Here is a 17,846-nt window from a genome sequence, read left to right as displayed (position 1 = left end):
CGTCGAGGGCGGAAAAGGCGGCAGCCTTTTCCATGGCCGAACAAGGGACGGCGTCGTCTCGGGGCCGGAGATGGAGCAGCCGGCGCATCCGTCGATGGCCGTGGATGGATAAATCCGCATGGAAAAGAGGGCTTGATGCGAGAGCGGCGCTTCGCCTATGAAAAACATGACTCGTTAAATCATGTATTGGCGACAATCTCGCGACGGCCGGCAGAGGGCCGAGACCCGCGACGCTCGCCCCCACCAACCGGAAGGCTCCGCCATGCTCGGACTCCGACCCATCGCGACACCGGCGCAGGCCGGCGAGACGGCGCGCTCGCGCCTGATCGTCCCCGCGCTTCTCGCCTCCCTGCTCTTGGCCGGCCCGGCGCTGGCGCAGGAGGGTGGCGCGTCGCCAGCCGCCCTCGCTGCGACGCAGACCCCGGCACAGGCGAGCGAAGCACCCACCTCCCCCGCTCCGATGGAAGCCCAACCGGCCCCATCCACCGGCGCGCCCGACGCGTCCTCCGCCGCGCCGCCCGCGCAGAGCGCGACGCCGGCCGCCACGCCCAGCATCGAAGGCCAAACCACCGCCACCGCCTTCGCGCAAGGCGATGACACCACCCCAGCCGGCGCGCTCGGAGCCGGGCACGACCTTTCCGCCTGGGGCATGTTCATGGCGGCCGACATCGTGGTGAAGTCGGTCATGGCGGGCCTCGCCTTCGCCTCCGTCGTCACCTGGACGATCTGGCTCGCCAAGGTGCTGGAACTCGTGGGCGCGCGCGGCCGGGCGCAGCGCGGCGTGCGCCGCCTCGTCGAGGCCAAGGGCCTGCCGCAGGGCGACGGGCTGGAGGCGGCCGGCTGGCGCGGCGGCCCCGTCGCCGCCATGGTGCGCACGGCCGTTGCGGAGCGCGAGCACTCGAGCGGCCTGCCCTCCGAGGGCGTAAAGGAGCGCGTGGCCACCGCGCTTCAGCGCATCGAGGCGCGCGCGGGACGGCGCATGGCGCGCGGCACGGGCCTTCTGGCGACGATCGGCTCCACCGCGCCCTTTATCGGCCTGTTCGGCACGGTCTGGGGCATCATGAATTCCTTCATCGGCATCTCGAAGGCCAACACGACCAATCTCGCCGTGGTCGCGCCCGGCATTGCCGAAGCGCTGCTCGCCACCGCCATCGGCCTCGTGGCCGCCATTCCCGCCGTGATCATCTACAACGTGTTCGCCCGCACCATCGGCGGCTACAAGGCGATTCTGGCCGATGCCTCGGCCGGCGTGCTCCAGCATCTCTCGCGCGATCTCGACCGGGCGAAGACGGCGGCCGTCCTGCGCGGCCCCTCGCGCGTCGCGGCGGAGTGACACCATGGGAGTGAGCCTTCGCAGCAGCGGTGACGACGACGACACCAGCGAACTCGCCGACATCAACATCACGCCCTTTATCGACGTGGTGCTGGTTCTCCTGATCATCTTCATGGTGGCAGCGCCCCTCTCCACGGTGGACGTGCCGGTGGACCTGCCCGTGTCCAACGCGCAGCCGCAGGAGCGGCCGAACGAGCCTCTGTTCCTCACCGTGTCAGACGATCTGAACCTGACCCTGGGCGAACAGCCGCTGGATCGCGGCGCGCTCCAAGCCGCGCTCGACGCCAAGACAGGGGGCAAGCGCGACGAGCGCATCTTTCTGCGCGCCGACGAAAAGGTCGCCTATGGCGATCTGATGGAGGTGATGAACCTCCTGCGCTCGGCCGGCTATCTCAAGATCGCGCTGGTCGGGCTCGAATCGGCCCCTGCCCCGGAGGCTCCCGCCGCGCCCGCCGCCCAGCCCTGACGGCCCCATCTCATGACCCTTCCCATCTCAGCTTCGGGAGAGCGCGGCGGACGCTGGCTGGACTCGCTGCGCTGGAGCACGGCCGCGATCGCCATGGTCGCGGTTCATGCCAGCGCGGCCTTCTTCGTCTCGCAGATACCCCCGCCCGTCGCGCCTCCGCAGGGCGCGCCGGACGCGGCCGTTCTGATCGACCTTGCCCCACCCGCGCCGCCGCCGAGCGCCCCGGCCGCTGACGCATCGCCGAGCGAAGCGCCCCCCGAAGAGGCACCGCCCGAGCCACAGCCCGAACCGACACCGGAGCCGACGCCCGAACCCATCGCGCCGCCGCCCGAACCTGTTCCGCCGGAACCCGCGCCCCCGGAGCCCGCGCCGCCGGAGCCTGTGGCCGAGCCGGAGCCGCCCGTCCCCGAGCCGGTCGTGGAGCCGGAGCCCCAGCCCGAACCGCCGCCGCCCGAGCCGGTGGTGGAACCCGAGCCGCTGCCCGAGCTCCCCAAGATGGAAGCGCCGCCGGAGGTGGCGGCGAATGCGCCCGTGCCGCTGCCGCGCCCGACGCCGCCGGAGCGCCCGCGCGTCGCGGAGAAGGTGCCGGAGCGAAAGGCAGCGCCCAAGCCCCGCCGCGAGCGCCCGCGCGAAGAGGCCAAGCCTCGCGCGCAGAAGCCGCGCGCCGCCCCGCCTCCCTCTCGCGCCTCGCAGGCGTCCAACACGCAGTCGACGCAAGGGGCCGCGCCGCGATCCGACGTTTCGCCCGCCCGCTGGCAGGGACAAATCCAGGCTCGTCTCAACCGCTTCAAGCGCACGCCGCGCGGCGGCGGCCAGGGGCTGGTGACAGTGTCCTTCACCATTACCGGGTCGGGCGCGGCCTCCGGCATCCGCCTCGCGCGCTCGTCCGGAAACCCGGTTCTGGATCAGGCCGCGCTCGATCTCGTGCGCCGCGCCAGTCCCTTCCCCGCTCCGCCCTCGGGCGGCAACGTGCCGATCACCGTGCCGATCAACTACACACGTTGACGGACGCAAGAGTTCAGAAATTCAATGGCCGCTTCCCGAAGGGAGCGGCGCTGTTTATCAAGCCATTCGCTTTGGGTTCACTTGAGATCGATCGCGCGCTTGGCCGTCAAATCCATTTTGACGAACTCGTCGTTGTAGGCAATCCAATGTCCCCCAGCGCCGTAGGATTCCGCGTCCATGCGCTCTACTTCGGCGTCTCGAAACTGGACCCAAAGCCGCTGAGCGGCGCGCAGAGTTTCGACCTGTCTTCTTTTGACGTCTTCGTCGTCGTCATCGCCAGATTGAATCTGCTCGAGCTTCTTTTGATAGTTCTCGTTCAGGACGGCATCCCAAGCCTGGAACTCACGCTCCGCGCACATCAAAGAATGGTCTGAAGAGCTTTCATCCGACGGCTCATCGATACAAGGCCTCATGATCACGCCGATGCAATCGTACTGATCGTCATGGGACTTTTCGTTTGCCGAACGTCCTTTCTTCTGGCGCCCTAGCGAATTCACACAGGCCTTTACGGCCTTGATGTCGGCCGAGACGTCCTCGCTCGAAGCTCTTTCATCCGTCTGGGCATGAGCAAAACCAACGGCATGGGTATGAGACAAGGTGAGACCGAGGGCATAAACCACAGCGCATAAACGAGTGGACTTCATCTCACGCCCCGACGAACCGCGCATCCGCCGTGTCCAGAAGCTTACGAATCTGCGTGACCTCCAGCGAGGCGTCGGGCTCGCAATTGGCGTAGGTGAGCTTTTCGCCGGCCTTGATCGCTTTCGTCACCACGCCGCCCTCGGCCAGACCCAGCGGCAGGCCGCCGGCCGCGCGGGCGTCCTCCCAGGTCATGGCGAAGCCGCGATACTGGGTTTCGCCGATGCGCCCGAGCGTCTCGCCCACGGCCAGGTCACGCTTGGCGACGGCGATGCATTCGCCGACCGGATGATCGAGCGGCTCCAGATGCGGCGTGCCGCGCATCACGGCATGGATCGCGGACAGCGGCACCTCGATCGAGGTGAGGTGGAACGGGCGGTAGAGGGCGAAGCAGGGGCCGGGGCCGACCTTGAGATCGGCGATGCGCTCCAGAATGCGCGGGTGCCGGGGCTTCACGATGCAGAAGACGCCGGGCGCGACGCCCTTGCCGATCGTGTAATCGACGCAGCCGGGGCGCGAAAGAATGCCGCCATCCTCCTTCGAGCAGAGAACCTGCGCCAGCCGCTCGGACGAGGCGTCCGGCCCGTGCATGCCCGGCACGTCGGGTTTGAGGCCCGTCGCATTGGCGATGGCGGTCATTTCCACCATGGTCTTGGAGCCGTCCACGAACTCAACCAACATGCGCGCATTCATGTTGCGCCGCGCCGCTTCCGCCTCGTAGTCGGCGGGCACGGCGGAGAAATCGAGCGCGTTGTTCTTGCCCTTGCCGGCGCAGACGATGTCGAGCCCGAGCGACTGGGCAAGGCCGATCAGCTCGATGGTCGATTGCGGCTCGTCGCCGGCCGCGCCCGTATAGACGACGCCCGCGCGCTTGGCCTCGGCCTTGAGATAGCGGCCGATCGTGATGTCGGCCTCGACATTCAGCATGACCACATGCTTGCCGTTGCGAAAGGCTTCGAGCGCGATGCGCGTGCCCGCGCTCGGGCTGCCCGTCGCGTCGATCACGACATCGATCCGCCCCGCCGCGCAGAAGGTGCGAAAATCCTCGACGACGGCGACATCGCCGGCCTCAATCGCGGCATCGACAGTGGCGGGGGTTTCGGCCGAGCGGCCCGCGCCCGCCTCGTAGCCGGCAAAGCGCAACGTCTCTCGCGCGCGGTCGGCCTTGGAGGTCGAGACCGCGCCCAGCCGGACGCCCGGCATCAGGAGAAGCTGAACCATGAGATCGGTGCCCATCTGGCCCGCACCGGCAAGGCCGACCGTGACGGGACCGCGCTCCTGCGCATAGGCCAGAAGTTCGGCCGCAAGGCCCACGCGCGCGATCTTGTCCATGGCCGACGGCCCCCTCGTTCCCCGCGCGCCAGAGTGGCGCGGCGTTGTCTGGGGGATAAGGGGTGTACCGCCCTGGGATCAACCACCTTCCACCGTGAGCCACCGCGACAGAGACGCCGGACGGTTTGCAAACCGCCGGGGCCTCCCTATGCTGACACCCGATCGAATGTCCGGGGATGGAACAGGCAGCCCGTCGCCATGCGTATGCTTCTGGTGGAAGACAATGAGGGGCTGGGCGACGCGGTGAACCGGCACCTGCGCAATGCCGGCCATTCGGTCGAATGGGTGCGCTCGGGCGAGGATGCGCTGGAAGCCTTCGCGCTGGAGCCGTTCGACGCGGTGATCCTCGATCTCTCGCTGCCGGGGCGCGACGGGCTTTCCGTGATCGCGGAGCTGAGGCGCGGGCGCTCCAGCGTGCCGGTTCTGGTTGTCACCGCGCGGGCCGAGATCGACGACAAGATCAGCCTTCTGGATCAAGGCGCGGACGATTATCTCGTCAAACCCTTCGACCTGCGGGAGTTGGAAGCGCGGCTGCGCGCCCTCCTGCGCCGCCCGGCCGGGCAGACCACCAGTCTGGCGCGGGTCGGCAACGTGGAAATGGACATGGCGGGCCATCTCGTCACCGTCGGCGGCCGGGCTGTGGATCTTGGCCGGCGCGAGTTTCGCCTGCTCGAAATCCTTCTCTCGAAGCCAGGCGTCGTGGTGCAGAAGGAGCAGCTGATGGCGCAGCTCTTCTCCTATGACGAGATGGTCTCGACCAACGCGCTGGAGCTTTACGTCTCGCGCCTGCGCCGCAAGCTGGAAGGCGCCTCGGTGGAAATCGCCACCGTGCGCGGGGCGGGCTATGTCGCGCGCGTCGCCGGCGAGCCTGCCGGCAAGCCGAAGGCGACCGGCGAGCGGCTGGGCGGTTGATGCCGCCGACCTTCGCCCGCGCGGATCGGCGCAAGACCGCGCGGGCCAAACGCCCGGTCTCGATCCGCAAGCGCATTCTCGTCTTCGGCGGCGCGCTGCTTCTAGCCGCCGCCTTCGCGCTGGTTCTCTATGTTCGCGATTATGCCGAACGCGCCTCGGACCGAGCCTTCGACCGGCTGCTCGCCGCCTCCGCGCTGACGATCGGCGGCGCGGTGCAGCTGGAGGCCGGGCGCGTGACGGTGGAACTGCCGCTCGCCTCCTTCGCCATGTTCTCGGGCGAGGATCGGATTTTCTACGCCGTGGAGTCGCCGCAAGGAGAAAACGTCACGGGCGAAGCCGACCTGTCGGACGGCTTGGCGCCTGCGACGGGCGGCGATCCCGTTTTCGCCGACAAGGCGTTCCGCGACGATCGAGTGCGCGTGGCGAGCGTCGGGCGGCTCGTTTCCACCGCCGAGGGCACGGGATGGGTGACGATCCGCGTCGCCGAAACGCGGGGCGAGCGGGACGCCTTGGCGCGCGAAATCCTCCACAACGCGCTCTGGCCGATCCTTCTTCTGACGCTTCTGGCGCTGCTTCTGCTCTGGGCCGGGATCGGGCGCGCCTTCGCTCCGCTCCTGTCGCTGGAAAAGCACCTGCGCGAGCGCTCGCCCGACGATCTCTCGCCCGTCGAACTCCCCGCCCCGTCCGAGACCGCGCAGCTCGTCGGAGCGCTGAACGGTTTCACCGCCCGACTGAAGCTCGCGCGCGAGCGGCTGGAGGCGCTGGTGGCCGAGGCCGCCCATGAGGTGCGAACGCCCTTGGCCTCGCTGCGCGCGCAGGCCGAGCTGGCGCTGGCCGAGCGCGACCCGGCGGCGCTGCGGCGCGACGTGGAGCGCATTCACGAGGGGGCCGTGCAGGCGAGCCAGCTCGTCTCGCAGCTTCTGATGGACGCGACGGTGACCCATCGTCTCGAAAACCAGCCAGAGCCCACACCCGTCGCCCCACTGGCGCAGGAAGTGGTGCGCCGCCTCAGCCCCGATCTGTCCGACCGGGTGATCCTTGCCATTGCGCCCGATGCTGCGGATGCGAACTTGAGCGTCGATCGCGTGGTGCTGCGCGAAGCCATCCGCAACCTCGTGGACAATGCCCTGCGCTACAGCGAAGGCGAGGTGGAGATTTCGATTGCGCGGGACGGCCCGGCGCTCGACATCGCCGTGCGCGACCGGGGTCCGGGCATTCCCGACCATGAGAAGCCTCTCGTCTTCGGCCGCTTTCGCCGGGGTGAGGCGGGCGCGCGGATCGACCGGGGCGGCTCGGGCCTGGGGCTAGCCATCGTCGCGCGCGTGGCCGAGGCCCATCGCGGCGCGGTGCTGCTGCGTGACCGCGAAGGCGGCGGGCTCGCCGTGCATCTTCGCTTGCCGGCCGAGGCCGCGCCGGTTTCACAGCTGCCAGCGCCGGATCGCCGCCACGTGCTCGCCCTCCTGGCGCTGCTCACCGCCTTCGCTGGCGCGTTTTCCGCCCCACGCCCGGCCGAGGCGGCCGCCGACTTCCCAGCGCGCGAAAAGCCGGCGGCGGCCACGCTTCACATTCTGGGCGCGACCGACACGGGGCTTTTCTCCCATCTCATCCGTGCCTTTCAGGCGGCCCATCCGACCATCGCCGTTGCTTACGAGGAAAACGAAAGCCGGGCGGTCTATGACCAGCTGGTGTCGGGGCAGAAGGCCGCGCCCGATCTCGTGGTCAGTTCGGCCTCCGATCTTCAGGTGAAGCTCGTCAACGAAGGGCTGGTGCGCCCGTTTGCGCCGACGCGGCTCGCCGCGATTCCCGACTGGGCGCGCTGGCGCTCGGAGGTCTTCGGCTTCACCTTCGAGCCGGCCGTGATCGTCTACAACACCAACCTCGTGAAGCCCGAGGAAGCGCCGCGCACCCATCTGGAACTGGCCGAGCTTCTGGAGCGCGAGCCGCAGCGCTTTCTGGGGCGCGTGGGCACCTATGATGTCGCGCGCAGCGGCGTCGGCTATCTCCTGGCGACGCAGGATCAGGCCATCTCCTCCTATTTCTGGCGTCTGGCCGCCGCCTTCGGGCGAGCGCGGGTGCAACTCACGGCTTCCAGCCCCGAAATCCTCGACCGGATCGCGACGGGGGATCTCGCGATGGGCTACAATATCATCGGCTCCTATGCCTTCGCGCGGGCCGATGCGGGCGCGCCGATCGGCATCGTCGTGCCGGACGACTACGTGCTCGTGTTTTCCCGCTCGCTTCTCATCCCCGAGGACGCCCCGCAGCCCGAACTCGCCGAAGCCTTTATCGAGTTCGCCCTTTCGCCCGCCGGTCAGGCGATCCTCGCCGGCCCGGCCGCGCTTGGCGCGCTTCTGCCCGGCGCGGACGGGCGCTGGACGGCCGATCGCATCGCCTCGCTCGGTCAAGGCGCGGTGCAGCCGATCCGCTTCGGCCCCTCGCTTCTCGTCGGCCTCGACCGGCAGCGGCGCGAGCGCTTCCTCGCCACATGGCAGGAAATCGTCTCCCCTCATTGAAACCTTTAACAATTCCAAAACACCCGAGCCGCCTGACAGGTTTTTGACAGGTCCACGGGTCTAGTCTGGACGCGACGGCCGGGGAGGCTGGACGTGCAGTCGATGGGAGACCGGCGAAACGCTTGCAGCCGCGTTTCGCGCCGCCCGAATGTCTGGAGGGACATTCGCCGGCACAACCGATTTCGATTTTAGCTGCGTCCCTTCCCCTGCGATTTGACCGTCCACGGCCAAAAACCATTCGGTATTCGTTTCGGGAGGAATCCACATGAAGTCCTTGATCGTCGGCGCCTTCGTCGCGCTCGCCCTCGCCTCCACCTCGGCCCTGGCGCAGACCGCGCCGGCCTATGAGATCATGGCCCCGGCCTCGCCGGGCGGCGGCTGGGACCAGACGGCCCGCGCCATGCAGACCGTGCTGCAGGACACCAAGCTCGCCCGCAACGTGCAGGTGATCAACGTTCCGGGCGCCGGCGGCACGATCGGCCTCGCGCAGTTCGTCTCCACCAAGTCCGGCAACCCGGACGCGCTGCTCGTCGGCGGCTATGTCATGGTCGGTGCGATCCTGACCAACAATTCGCCCGTCACGCTGGACGAAGTGACCCCGCTCGCCCGCCTCACCGGCGAGGACGAGGCGATCGTCGTGCCCGCGTCCTCCCCCTACAAGACGATCGCCGATCTGGCTGCGGCCATGAAGCAGAACCCCGGCGCGGTGGCGATCGCGGGCGGCTCGGCCGGCGGCACGGACCATATCGCGGCCGGCCTGCTGGCGCAGGCCGTGGGCGCGGACCCCAAGGCCATCAACTACATCGCCTTCTCGGGCGGCGGCGAAGCTCTGGCGGCCATTCTCGGCCAGCAGGTCGCGGCCGGCATCTCGGGCTATGGCGAGTTCGAAAGCCAAGTCAAGGCGGGCACGCTGCGCCTGCTCGCCACCACGGGCGCACAGCGCGTCGCGGGCTCGCAAGCCCCGACCCTGAAGGAGTCGGGCATCGACATGACCCTTCAGAACTGGCGCATGGTCGCCGGCGCGCCCGGCATCACGGACGAGCAGAAGACCGCGCTGATCGGCAATCTGGAGAAGATGGTCGCCAGCCCTGAGTGGAAGGCGGTTCTGGAGCGCAACAACTGGCAGAACACGTTCCTTGCCGGTGACGCGTTCAAGACCGAGCTCGCCAAGAACATCGCCGACACCAAGCAGGTGCTCACCGCGATCGGTCTCGTCCAGTAATGACCGACCTGTCCAACCCCGCGCGCCGCCCCGATCGGGCGGCGCTGGCCATCGGCATCGGCATCGGCATTCTCGGCCTGCTCGTCGGGCTGGACGCGCGTGGGATCGGTGGCGGCAACTATGCCCGTATCGGCCCGGCGACTTTTCCGTATGTGATCGCCGCCGTGCTTCTCGCGCTCTCGGTCTGGACCATCGTCGAGGCCTGGCGCGGCGAGTTTCCCGAGCGCGACCATGACGAGTTCGGCCCCATCGCCTGGATCGTCGGCGGCCTCGCGGCGCAGTTGATCCTTCTGAACACGGCGGGCTTCTCGATCGCGACGGGCCTGCTCTTCGCCGCGACGGCCCGCGCCTTCGGCAAGCGAAAGCTCTATCTCTCGGTGCCGCTCGGCATTCTCATGAGCCTTGGTATCTGGATTCTGTTCTCGCAGGTTCTGCGCCTGTCGCTGCCGGCGGGTCCGCTGGAACGCCTGTTCTTTTAAGGCTTTGCGTGAAAGCCGGTTCGGCTTTCACATTCGGCGCTTGAGCGCATACGCAACGCTGGAGTCAGGCTTTTGGCGAGAGTGCCTTGAGCCTCCCCCGGCTCGCCGGCCGACGCCAGCCGCTTCAACACAGCAGACCGGGACGAGCCCCGGCGCCTTCAGCGCCCCCTGCCCCGACCGCATCGCATCCGCTCCGCCTCGCTGCGGCTCGCCCCTTCCTTCCCGCATGGGTTCTGCCGATGGATACATTCGCCCTTCTGGGCCAAGGCCTCATGACGGCCTCCCAGCCCATGAACCTTCTCTACGCGCTGATCGGCGTGACGCTCGGCACGGCGGTCGGCGTGCTTCCGGGCATCGGTCCGGCGCTGACGGTCGCGCTGCTTCTGCCCGTCACCTACCAGCTCGACGCCGCCGGCTCGCTGATCATGTTCGCCGGCATCTACTATGGCGGCATGTACGGGGGATCGACCACCTCGATCCTTCTGAACACGCCGGGCGAAAGCGCCTCGATCATCACCGCGCTCGAAGGCAACAAGATGGCCCGCAAGGGGCGCGGCGGCCCCGCCCTGGCCACCGCCGCCATCGGCTCCTTCGTTGCCGGCCTGATCGCGACGCTGGGCCTTGCGTTTCTGGCGCCGGTCATCGTCTCGTTCGCCTTGTCCTTCGGCCCGGCCGAATATTTCGCGCTGATGATCCTCGCCTTCGTGACCGTCTCGGCGGCCTTCGGCGACTCGGCGCTGCGCGGGCTCACCAGCCTCGCGCTCGGCCTGACGCTCGGCCTTGTCGGCATCGACCTGCAGACCGGTCAGGCCCGCCTGACGCTGACGCCCGTCGCCAAATATTTCCGTGAGATGGCGGCCGATCCGACGGCCCCGCTGCACGCGCTCTGGGCCAGCCTGTCGTCGCTCTTCGGCGGCATTTCGGCCAATCTTCTGGACGGCATCGAAGTGACGACGCTCGCTGTCGCGCTCTTCGCCATCGGCGAGGCTCTCGTGGTCGCCGCCGCCGCCAGCCGCACGCCCGACACGATCGAGGCCGTGAAGGGCTCGCTCTGGATGACCAAGGAAGACTGGAAGCGCTCCTGGAAGCCCTGGCTGCGCGGCACGGCGGTCGGCTTCCCGATCGGCGCCATGCCGGCGGGCGGCGCCGAGATCGGCACGTTCCTGTCTTATTCCATGGAAAAGAACCTTTCCAAGCATCCGGAAGAGTTCGGCCATGGCGCGATCGAAGGGGTCGCCGGCCCGGAAGCGGCCAACAACGCCTCGGCCGCCGGCACGCTGGTTCCCCTCCTGACGCTCGGCCTGCCCACCTCGGCGACGGCCGCCATCATGCTCGCCGCCTTCCAGCAGTTCGGTCTTCAGCCCGGCCCGCTTCTCTTCATCACCTCACCGCAGATCGTCTGGGGCCTCGTCGCCAGCCTTCTGATCGCCAATCTGATGCTGGTGGTTCTGAACCTGCCGCTGATCGGCGTCTGGGTCCGGCTGCTCACGATCCCCCGCCCCTGGCTCTATGCAGGCATCCTCGTCTTCGCGACGCTCGGCTGCATTGGCGCCAACCCCTCGGCGGTGGAACTGGGGATGCTGCTTCTGTTCGGCCTGCTCGGCTACATGCTGCGCCGCTTCGGCTATCCGATCGCGCCGGTCGTGGTCGGCCTGATCCTCGGCCCCATGGCCGAGCAGCAGCTGCGCCGGGCGCTGGCCATCAGCCAGGGTGACCCGAGCATTCTCGTTCACTCGGTTCTGGCGGTGACGCTCCTGACCCTCGCGGTCCTCGCGCTGGTCGTGCCGATGATCCTGCGCGCTCGGGGCCGTGGCAAGCTCCTCTCGGCCATGGCCTCCGACGAGGACTGAGCGCTTCCCCATAGACGCCATGCAAAAAGGGCAGCCCTGCGAGGGGCTGCCCTTTGTCGTTAACGGAAGAGATAAGAGCGTTCAGCCGCGCTTGATGCCGTAGAAGGCTTCCGGGTCGATGCCGGCCGATTTCAGCGCTGCACGGCTCGGGCGCTTGCCGGCCTCGGCGGCAGCGGCGCAAGCGACTGCACCGCTCATCGTGTCGGCGAAGCTGCGGATCTGGTGGCCGAACTGGCGGATGCGGGACGTGCTGCTCATCTTCTTCTCCTTGATCTGTTGAGAGGAAGATGGGCGTTTCCGGTTCCGCTTAGAAGAGACGCCACGGCGAGGGAGCCATGCAAAAATGCGCAGCCTTGCAAGTGGCGACCATCAAATCGATTGAACCTATCGTGTTTTCTGCCAGCCGCTCGCCTTGAGCCATGTTCTCAGCGTATTGGGCATGGCGTGAGCCCCGTCGAGATTGATGAAGAAGGGCCTCTCTCCCAGCGGGAACGTCAGCTGATAGGCGATGATGACGGCCTCGGAGCAGGTCACGGTCTTGATCACCTCGTTGCCCGGCTGCGAAAAGCGGTCGGGCGTCGCCTTCCCCATCTCGTACCGCTCGCGATATTTCATCAGCCGCGTGAAGGCCTCCGGCCCAAAGGCGGAGTCCCCGGCAAAAAGCCTGACAGCGCGGTACTTGCCGTACTCAGCGCCCGCCACGATCGCGTCGGCCACTCGCTGCAACTCCGCCTTGCGCGCGTCGGCATTCGAACACTTCGCCCAAGGCGGCCGGAAATGCTCCACTCCGGCCCCTTCCGACATGTAGAAGCTCTGGCTTCCGGTTTCGTATTGGTCCGATGTCTTGTGGAAGTTCTTCTTGTGATTGGCGTGGATCACGGTTCTGGCGTCGTAGGCCATGCCGATGTGATGGAACGGCCTGTTGGGAAAATAGAGAATATCGCCTGTTTCCACGTCCGAACCCTTCCTGGTTGACAATCCCGAAGCCAGCGGACCAGCCCCGCTCTTGCCCATCCAGGCCGAAGCAGCACGGGACGCGGGAGACAGATCGCGAGGATCGAAACGGCTCTACGGCCGGCGTTGTCGGCCCCGCAAGGGAGCCAGGGCAACAAGAGACGGAGAGGAAAGTTTTACCGGGGGCGCGGAGCAAACGGGCCTTTGTCCCGAGCCTTATTGAGTCCTGCTCGAAATTTGCACCGGACAAGGAACCTCGTTCCGTTTCCAGCATTCGGCGAGGTTGACGCTGCGATCGGTTTCGCGCGACCAAAGGATGCTGCCTTGGATATCGTTACCTCGCAAATGCTTCGGCGCGCGCTGCCTCTGTTCACCGCGCTGGCGGTAACGGTGCTGATCCTGGCCGTGTCTTCGATCCTTTATCTCGGGCGTGAAATCTTCGTTCCCTTCGCGCTCGGCATCCTTCTGTCCTTCATCCTCGCGCCTATCGTCATCAAGCTGCAGCGGCACCGCATCCCCCGCATCTTCGCCATCTCGGGTGCGATCCTTGTCGCGACCGTCGTCATCCTCGGGCTTGGCTTCCTGATCGCGACGCAGGTGACGGGGCTGGTCGGCGAAATCCCGTCCTACCGCGTGACGGTCGAGCAGAAGCTGCGCTCCCTGTCGGAATCGGCGCAGTCGCAAGGCAACGGGCCGTTCAGCCGGGCGGCTGTGGCACTGGAAGAGATGGCCGCCGACATCCAGAAGCTCGCCGCTCCCGCGGAAGGGGACGCCAACGCGCCCAAGCCCATCCCGGTGACGGTGGAGAATTCGGGCAGCCTGTTCGAGACGATCAGCGCGGTCGCCCTGCCGCTTCTCTCGCCCATCGCGACCTTCGGCGTCGTGATCATCTTCGCCATCTTCATCCTGCTCCAGCGCGAGGATCTTCGAAATCGCTTCATCCGACTGGCCGGCACGGACGATCTGCAACAGACCACCGCCGCAATCGACGACGCGGCCAAACGCCTATCGAAGCTCCTCCTGTTTCAGCTTGGCGTGAACGCCGCCTTCGGTGCGATGACGGCGCTGGGTCTCTGGCTGCTCGGCGTGCCGAGCCCGATTCTCTGGGGTATTCTCGGCGGTATCCTGCGCTTCATTCCCTATGTCGGCGGCTTCGTCGGCGCGGGCCTGCCGATGCTTCTGGCCTTCGCGGTCGATCCCGGCTGGTCCATGGTGATCTGGACGGCGGTTCTCTATCTCGGGGCGGAGGCGTTGCTCAGCAACGTGGTCGAGCCCGTGCTCTACGGCCATTCCACCGGGCTCTCGCCCGTCGCCATTCTTCTGGCGGCCACGGTCTGGGCGCTGCTCTGGGGGCCGGTCGGCCTGATCCTGGCGACGCCGCTCACCATCTGCCTCGTCGTCATGGGCCGGCATGTGCAGCGCCTCGCCTTTATCGACGTGATGTTCGGCGACCGGCCGGCGCTCTCGCCGCCGCAGATTTTCTACCAGCGGATGCTCGCCGGCGCGCCGCAAGAGGCGGCCGATCAGGCGCGCGAATTCCTGCGCGAACGCGAACTGGCGACCTACTATGACGAAGTGGCGCTGGAGGGGCTTCGCATCGCGCATGAGGACGTGGCGCGCTTTGCCGTAAAGGGAGAGCGGCTCGATGTGTTGCGCGCGGCGACGCTGGAACTCACCGAAGAGGTCGGCGCTATCAGACCCTCACGCCGGCGCAAGACGCATCTGACGGCCGAGGCGGCGGCGGCGGTGGATGCGGTCGGCCCCGATCAGGAGGTGACGCGCATCGTCCAACGCAAGGAAGACCTCGCGCCCGAATGGCGCGGGCCGACGCCGGTCGTCTGCCTGTCCGGCGGTAACGCGCTGGACCAGACGGTGGCGACCATGCTGACGCAGGTTCTGGAGCGCCATGGGCTCGGCGCGCGGCATCTGTCTCTGGCGGAACTGCGCCAGAACCCGCCGTCGCGCAAGGATGCCGAAGGCGTGGCGCTGGTCTGCCTCTCCTTCATCGAGCCGCTTTCGACCGTGCATCTGCGACAGGCCGTGCGCGAGGTGCATCGCGTGGCACCGCGCGCGCGCATTATGATCGGCATTTGGCGCCAGCGCGACCCCGCCATGTTGCAGGAGCTGCAGCGGCGCGTTCACGCCGACGCGTTGGTGACGACGCTGAACAAGGCGCTCGCCGCGGCCCTCGAAATGTCCGGCCAGAAGCTGGCCCAGACACCCGAGCCCCGCCCGAAACAGTCTCCCGAGCGCCCCGGCAATGTGGTGGAAGCGGAGGCCTCGGCCGTCGCGATGTAGGATAGCCCATTACGCTCACGCCCGTTGTCTCGAAGGCCCGCCCGTCACGGCGGGCCTTTTGCGTTGGGCGGCGCGTGCGGCACGAAGGCCTGCCCCCTCCCGGCGCCTCAACCAAAGGTTCATGATGCATGCAGCAGGCGGTGCCGTCTGGAGGGAGCGGGGGGATCGCCAAAGCGAAACCGAGCGCTCGCGAGAACGGGAGGTCGAGACGAGAGCCAACGTTGAAGAAGGGGCAAGCGGCCAGCGGGCGCGTGGCAAGGAACAAGCGGCAGGGTGACGGGCATCGAGATGGAGCGATGCGGCCTGCCCTTTTCGTAGCGCCGTTTGCCGCCTCCCCCTGCAGCCTGCCAAAACGAAAGGGGCCGCGTCCTTCGACGCGGCCCCTTTGTCTATTCTCGCTTGATACGGATGCGGTCAGTCCACGCCCTCCGGGCGCATGATGTGAACGCGATCGATCGCCGCCTGGCGGAAGGCTTCGGCCACGTGTGCGAAGGCCTGATGCGCATCGTCGGACGAGTCCGTGCCGTTTTCCGGCTCGAGCAGGAAGACGAGGAAGGAACGGCCCGTCGCCATGTAGTCCGTCTCGAACTCGAAGGGCACGAGTTCGTCGCGGTCCGGCATGTTGGTGTCGATGATGCAGGCCCAGCGCCGGCCGCCAGGAGCAGACGGCAGCTTGAAGTTCACGACGTCATGATGCGCGTTGAGGACGAGCAGCATGGTGGCGTCCGAGCCGACGCGGCGAATGCCTTCCGACTGCGCGCGGCCATCGAGCAGCACGCCGAAGCAACGCGCGCCCGTGTCGTTCCACTCGGCATCCTGCATCTCGCCGCCCGAGGGCGACATCCAGGTGACGTCCTTCGCGCCGATCTCCTCATCGAACGTGCCGTGCAGGAAGCGGCCCCGGCGCAGCATGGGCAGCGCCTGACGCAGGCGGATGAGCTTCTGGACGAACTCGACGAGCTGGACGCCCTCCTCCGTCACGTTCCAGTCGACCCAGCCGATCTCGTTGTCCTGCGCATAGGCATTGTTGTTGCCGCCTTGCGTGCGGGCGAACTCGTCGCCCGCCAGGATCATCGGTGTGCCGCGCGAGAAGAGCAGCGTCGAGAAGAAGTTTCGCAGCTGGCGGAAGCGGACATTGTTGATCTCGGGATCGTCGGTCGGGCCTTCGACGCCGTGATTGTAGGAGAGATTGTGCGAATGGCCGTCGCGATTGTCTTCGCCATTCGCCTCGTTGTGCTTGTCGTTGTAGCAAACCGTATCGTGCAGCGTGAAACCATCATGCGCGGTCACGAAGTTGACAGAGGCCCAAGGCCGGCGGCCGCGCTTGTCGAAGAGATCGGCCGAGGCCGAGATCTTGGAGGCGACGGCCGGAACCTTGCCCTCATCGCCCTTCCAATAGGCGCGGATCGTGTCGCGATAGCCATCGTTCCACTCCGCCCAACCCGGCGGGAAACGGCCGACCTGATAGCCGCCCGGACCGCAGTCCCAGGGCTCGGCGATCAGCTTGATTTGGCTGAGCAGCGGATCCTGCATCGTGGCGTGGAGGAACGAGGACTCTTCCGAGAATCCGGTCGGCTCGCGCGCCAGAATGGTGGCGAGGTCGAAGCGGAACCCGTCCACATGCATCTCGCCGGCCCAGTAGCGCAAGCTGTCCATGACCAGTTGCATGACGCGGGGATGCGAGGTGTTGACGGTGTTACCCGTGCCCGTGTCGTTGATGTAGTAGCGCTTGTTGTCGGGCAGGAGGCGATAATAGGAGGCGTTGTCGATGCCCTTGAAGGAGAGCGTCGGCCCGTTCTCGTTGCCTTCGGCCGTGTGGTTGTAGACGACGTCGAGGATCACTTCCAACCCGGCATGGTGGAAGGTCGAGACCATCTCCTTGAATTCGTTGACGAAGGGCGTGCCCATATAGCGCGGATCGGGGGCGAAGAAGCCGAGCGTATTATAGCCCCAGTAATTGCGCAGGCCCTTTTCCACGAGATAGCTGTCGTCCACGAAGGCGTGGATCGGCAGAAGCTCGACCGAGGTGACGCCGAGGCTCTTGATGTACTGAACCACGTCGTGATGGGCGAGACCGGCGAACTTGCCGCGATCGCGCTCCGGCACGGAGGGATGGCGCTGCGTGAAGCCCTTCACATGGGTTTCGTAGAAGATCGTCCGCTCCCACGGCACGTTCGGCCGGCGCTCGGTGCCCCAGGTGAAAGCGGGGTCGATGACCTGGCTCTTGGGCACGAAAGCCGCCGAGTCGCGCTCGTCGAAGGAGAGATCGCCGTCCTTGTGGCCGATCGTGTAGCCGAACAGCGCGTGGTCCCAGGTCAGTTCGCCCACATGCTGCTTGGCATAGGGATCGAGCAGGAGCTTGTTGGGGTTGAAGCGGTGGCCGTTGTCGGGCTCGTAGGGGCCGTGGACGCGGTAGCCATAGATCAGGCCGGGACGCGCGTCGGGCAGATAGCCGTGAAACACCTCGTTCGTGTATTCCGGCAGGACGATGCGCTCGATCTCGCGCTCGCCCTTCTCATCGAAAATGCAAAGCTCGACTTTCGTCGCATGGGCCGAGAACAGAGCGAAATTGACGCCGAAGCCGTCCCATGTCGCGCCACGGGGAAAGGGCCGGCCGGCCTCAACCCGCGTGCCCTTGCGCGTCGCACGGGGGAGGCTCTTCAACAGCGAAGCCGTTGGGTTCTGAATGTTCACGGAGTGAGTTCTCGCGTCAGGAGGAAGACTGCGAGCGTGAAAAGCATCGAAAGCCCCGTTTGGTTCCCGAAGAGTTGACATTACCGACGAGGATTTTGCCGACTGACGAACGGAACGCATTCCGACGTCTCGAGGGTTGTGCGTAACAA

Annotated in this window: 14 protein-coding genes; 9 read left to right on the top strand and 5 right to left on the bottom strand. The window is 67.0% G+C overall.

From position 1 onward, the window contains the following. The first annotated feature begins 262 nt into the window (after positions 1 to 262). Genes exbB through NS365_RS09210 form a run of 3 tightly spaced genes read left to right on the top strand, consistent with a single transcriptional unit; the run spans position 263 to position 2,804 of the window. Positions 263 to 1,333 (top strand): tonB-system energizer ExbB, encoded by a 1,071-nt coding sequence (exbB, locus tag NS365_RS09220; protein ID WP_058599991.1) that lies wholly within the window; start codon positions 263 to 265, stop codon positions 1,331 to 1,333. A 4-nt stretch (positions 1,334 to 1,337) separates the two neighbouring features. Then, positions 1,338 to 1,799 (top strand): TonB system transport protein ExbD, encoded by a 462-nt coding sequence (exbD, locus tag NS365_RS09215; RefSeq protein ID WP_058599990.1) that lies wholly within the window; start codon positions 1,338 to 1,340, stop codon positions 1,797 to 1,799. Positions 1,800 to 1,811: 12 nt separating this feature from the next. Further along, complete coding sequence (locus NS365_RS09210) at positions 1,812 to 2,804, top strand: energy transducer TonB (RefSeq protein ID WP_058599989.1); 993 nt, start codon at positions 1,812 to 1,814, stop codon at positions 2,802 to 2,804. Positions 2,805 to 2,881: 77 nt separating this feature from the next. On the opposite strand, the gene NS365_RS09205 is transcribed toward NS365_RS09210, so the two are convergent. Both NS365_RS09205 and NS365_RS09200 read right to left on the bottom strand, forming a co-directional pair. Beyond that, entirely contained in the window at positions 2,882 to 3,448 is a 567-nt protein-coding gene (locus tag NS365_RS09205; RefSeq protein WP_058599988.1) for a lysozyme inhibitor LprI family protein, read from the bottom strand. Between the two features lies 1 nt (position 3,449). Then, positions 3,450 to 4,775 carry an NAD(P)H-dependent oxidoreductase gene (locus NS365_RS09200; protein ID WP_058599987.1) on the bottom strand — a complete coding sequence of 442 codons (1,326 nt, stop codon included), beginning with the start codon at positions 4,773 to 4,775 and terminating at the stop codon, positions 3,450 to 3,452. 198 nt (positions 4,776 to 4,973) lie between these two features. On the opposite strand from NS365_RS09200, the gene NS365_RS09195 reads away from it, so the two are divergent. The 5 genes from NS365_RS09195 (at position 4,974) to NS365_RS09175 (ending at position 11,751) form a co-directional block, all read left to right on the top strand. After that, positions 4,974 to 5,687, top strand: coding sequence for a response regulator transcription factor (locus NS365_RS09195; RefSeq protein ID WP_058599986.1), 714 nt, complete (start codon positions 4,974 to 4,976; stop codon positions 5,685 to 5,687). Beyond that, positions 5,687 to 8,200, top strand: coding sequence for a sensor histidine kinase (locus NS365_RS09190; RefSeq protein ID WP_058599985.1), 2,514 nt, complete (start codon positions 5,687 to 5,689; stop codon positions 8,198 to 8,200). The genes NS365_RS09195 and NS365_RS09190 overlap by 1 nt, the downstream gene beginning before the upstream one ends. Before the next feature lie 265 nt (positions 8,201 to 8,465). Continuing rightward, positions 8,466 to 9,422, top strand: coding sequence for a Bug family tripartite tricarboxylate transporter substrate binding protein (locus tag NS365_RS09185; RefSeq protein ID WP_058599984.1), 957 nt, complete (start codon positions 8,466 to 8,468; stop codon positions 9,420 to 9,422). After that, positions 9,422 to 9,901, top strand: coding sequence for a tripartite tricarboxylate transporter TctB family protein (locus NS365_RS09180; protein ID WP_058599983.1), 480 nt, complete (start codon positions 9,422 to 9,424; stop codon positions 9,899 to 9,901). Before NS365_RS09185 ends, NS365_RS09180 begins: the two co-directional genes overlap by 1 nt. Before the next feature lie 239 nt (positions 9,902 to 10,140). Continuing rightward, positions 10,141 to 11,751: a tripartite tricarboxylate transporter permease gene (locus NS365_RS09175; RefSeq protein ID WP_058599982.1), complete on the top strand. Its 1,611-nt coding sequence runs from the start codon at positions 10,141 to 10,143 to the stop codon at positions 11,749 to 11,751. An 81-nt stretch (positions 11,752 to 11,832) separates the two neighbouring features. On the opposite strand, the gene NS365_RS24485 is transcribed toward NS365_RS09175, so the two are convergent. Together NS365_RS24485 and NS365_RS09170 are read right to left on the bottom strand one after the other, a co-directional pair. Further along, complete coding sequence (locus NS365_RS24485; RefSeq protein WP_156419874.1) at positions 11,833 to 12,009, bottom strand: hypothetical protein; 177 nt, start codon at positions 12,007 to 12,009, stop codon at positions 11,833 to 11,835. Between the two features lie 126 nt (positions 12,010 to 12,135). Next, the gene (locus tag NS365_RS09170) at positions 12,136 to 12,705 is read right to left on the bottom strand and encodes a hypothetical protein (RefSeq protein ID WP_058599981.1); all 570 of its coding nucleotides are present in this window, start codon (positions 12,703 to 12,705) and stop codon (positions 12,136 to 12,138) included. Between the two features lie 324 nt (positions 12,706 to 13,029). On the opposite strand from NS365_RS09170, the gene NS365_RS09165 reads away from it, so the two are divergent. Then, complete coding sequence (locus tag NS365_RS09165) at positions 13,030 to 15,003, top strand: AI-2E family transporter (RefSeq protein ID WP_244496362.1); 1,974 nt, start codon at positions 13,030 to 13,032, stop codon at positions 15,001 to 15,003. A gap of 414 nt (positions 15,004 to 15,417) precedes the next feature. Here the strand turns inward: NS365_RS09165 and glgX are convergent, their stop codons facing one another. Beyond that, entirely contained in the window at positions 15,418 to 17,697 is a 2,280-nt protein-coding gene (glgX, locus tag NS365_RS09160) for a glycogen debranching protein GlgX (protein WP_058599979.1), read from the bottom strand. Positions 17,698 to 17,846: the final 149 nt, after the last annotated feature.

The organism is Aureimonas ureilytica, from assembly GCF_001475935.1.
Classification (GTDB): Bacteria; Pseudomonadota; Alphaproteobacteria; order Rhizobiales; family Rhizobiaceae; genus Aureimonas; species Aureimonas ureilytica_A.
The sequence above is the reverse complement of the archived record's forward strand: the minus strand, read 5'-3'. Positions and strand labels throughout refer to the sequence as shown.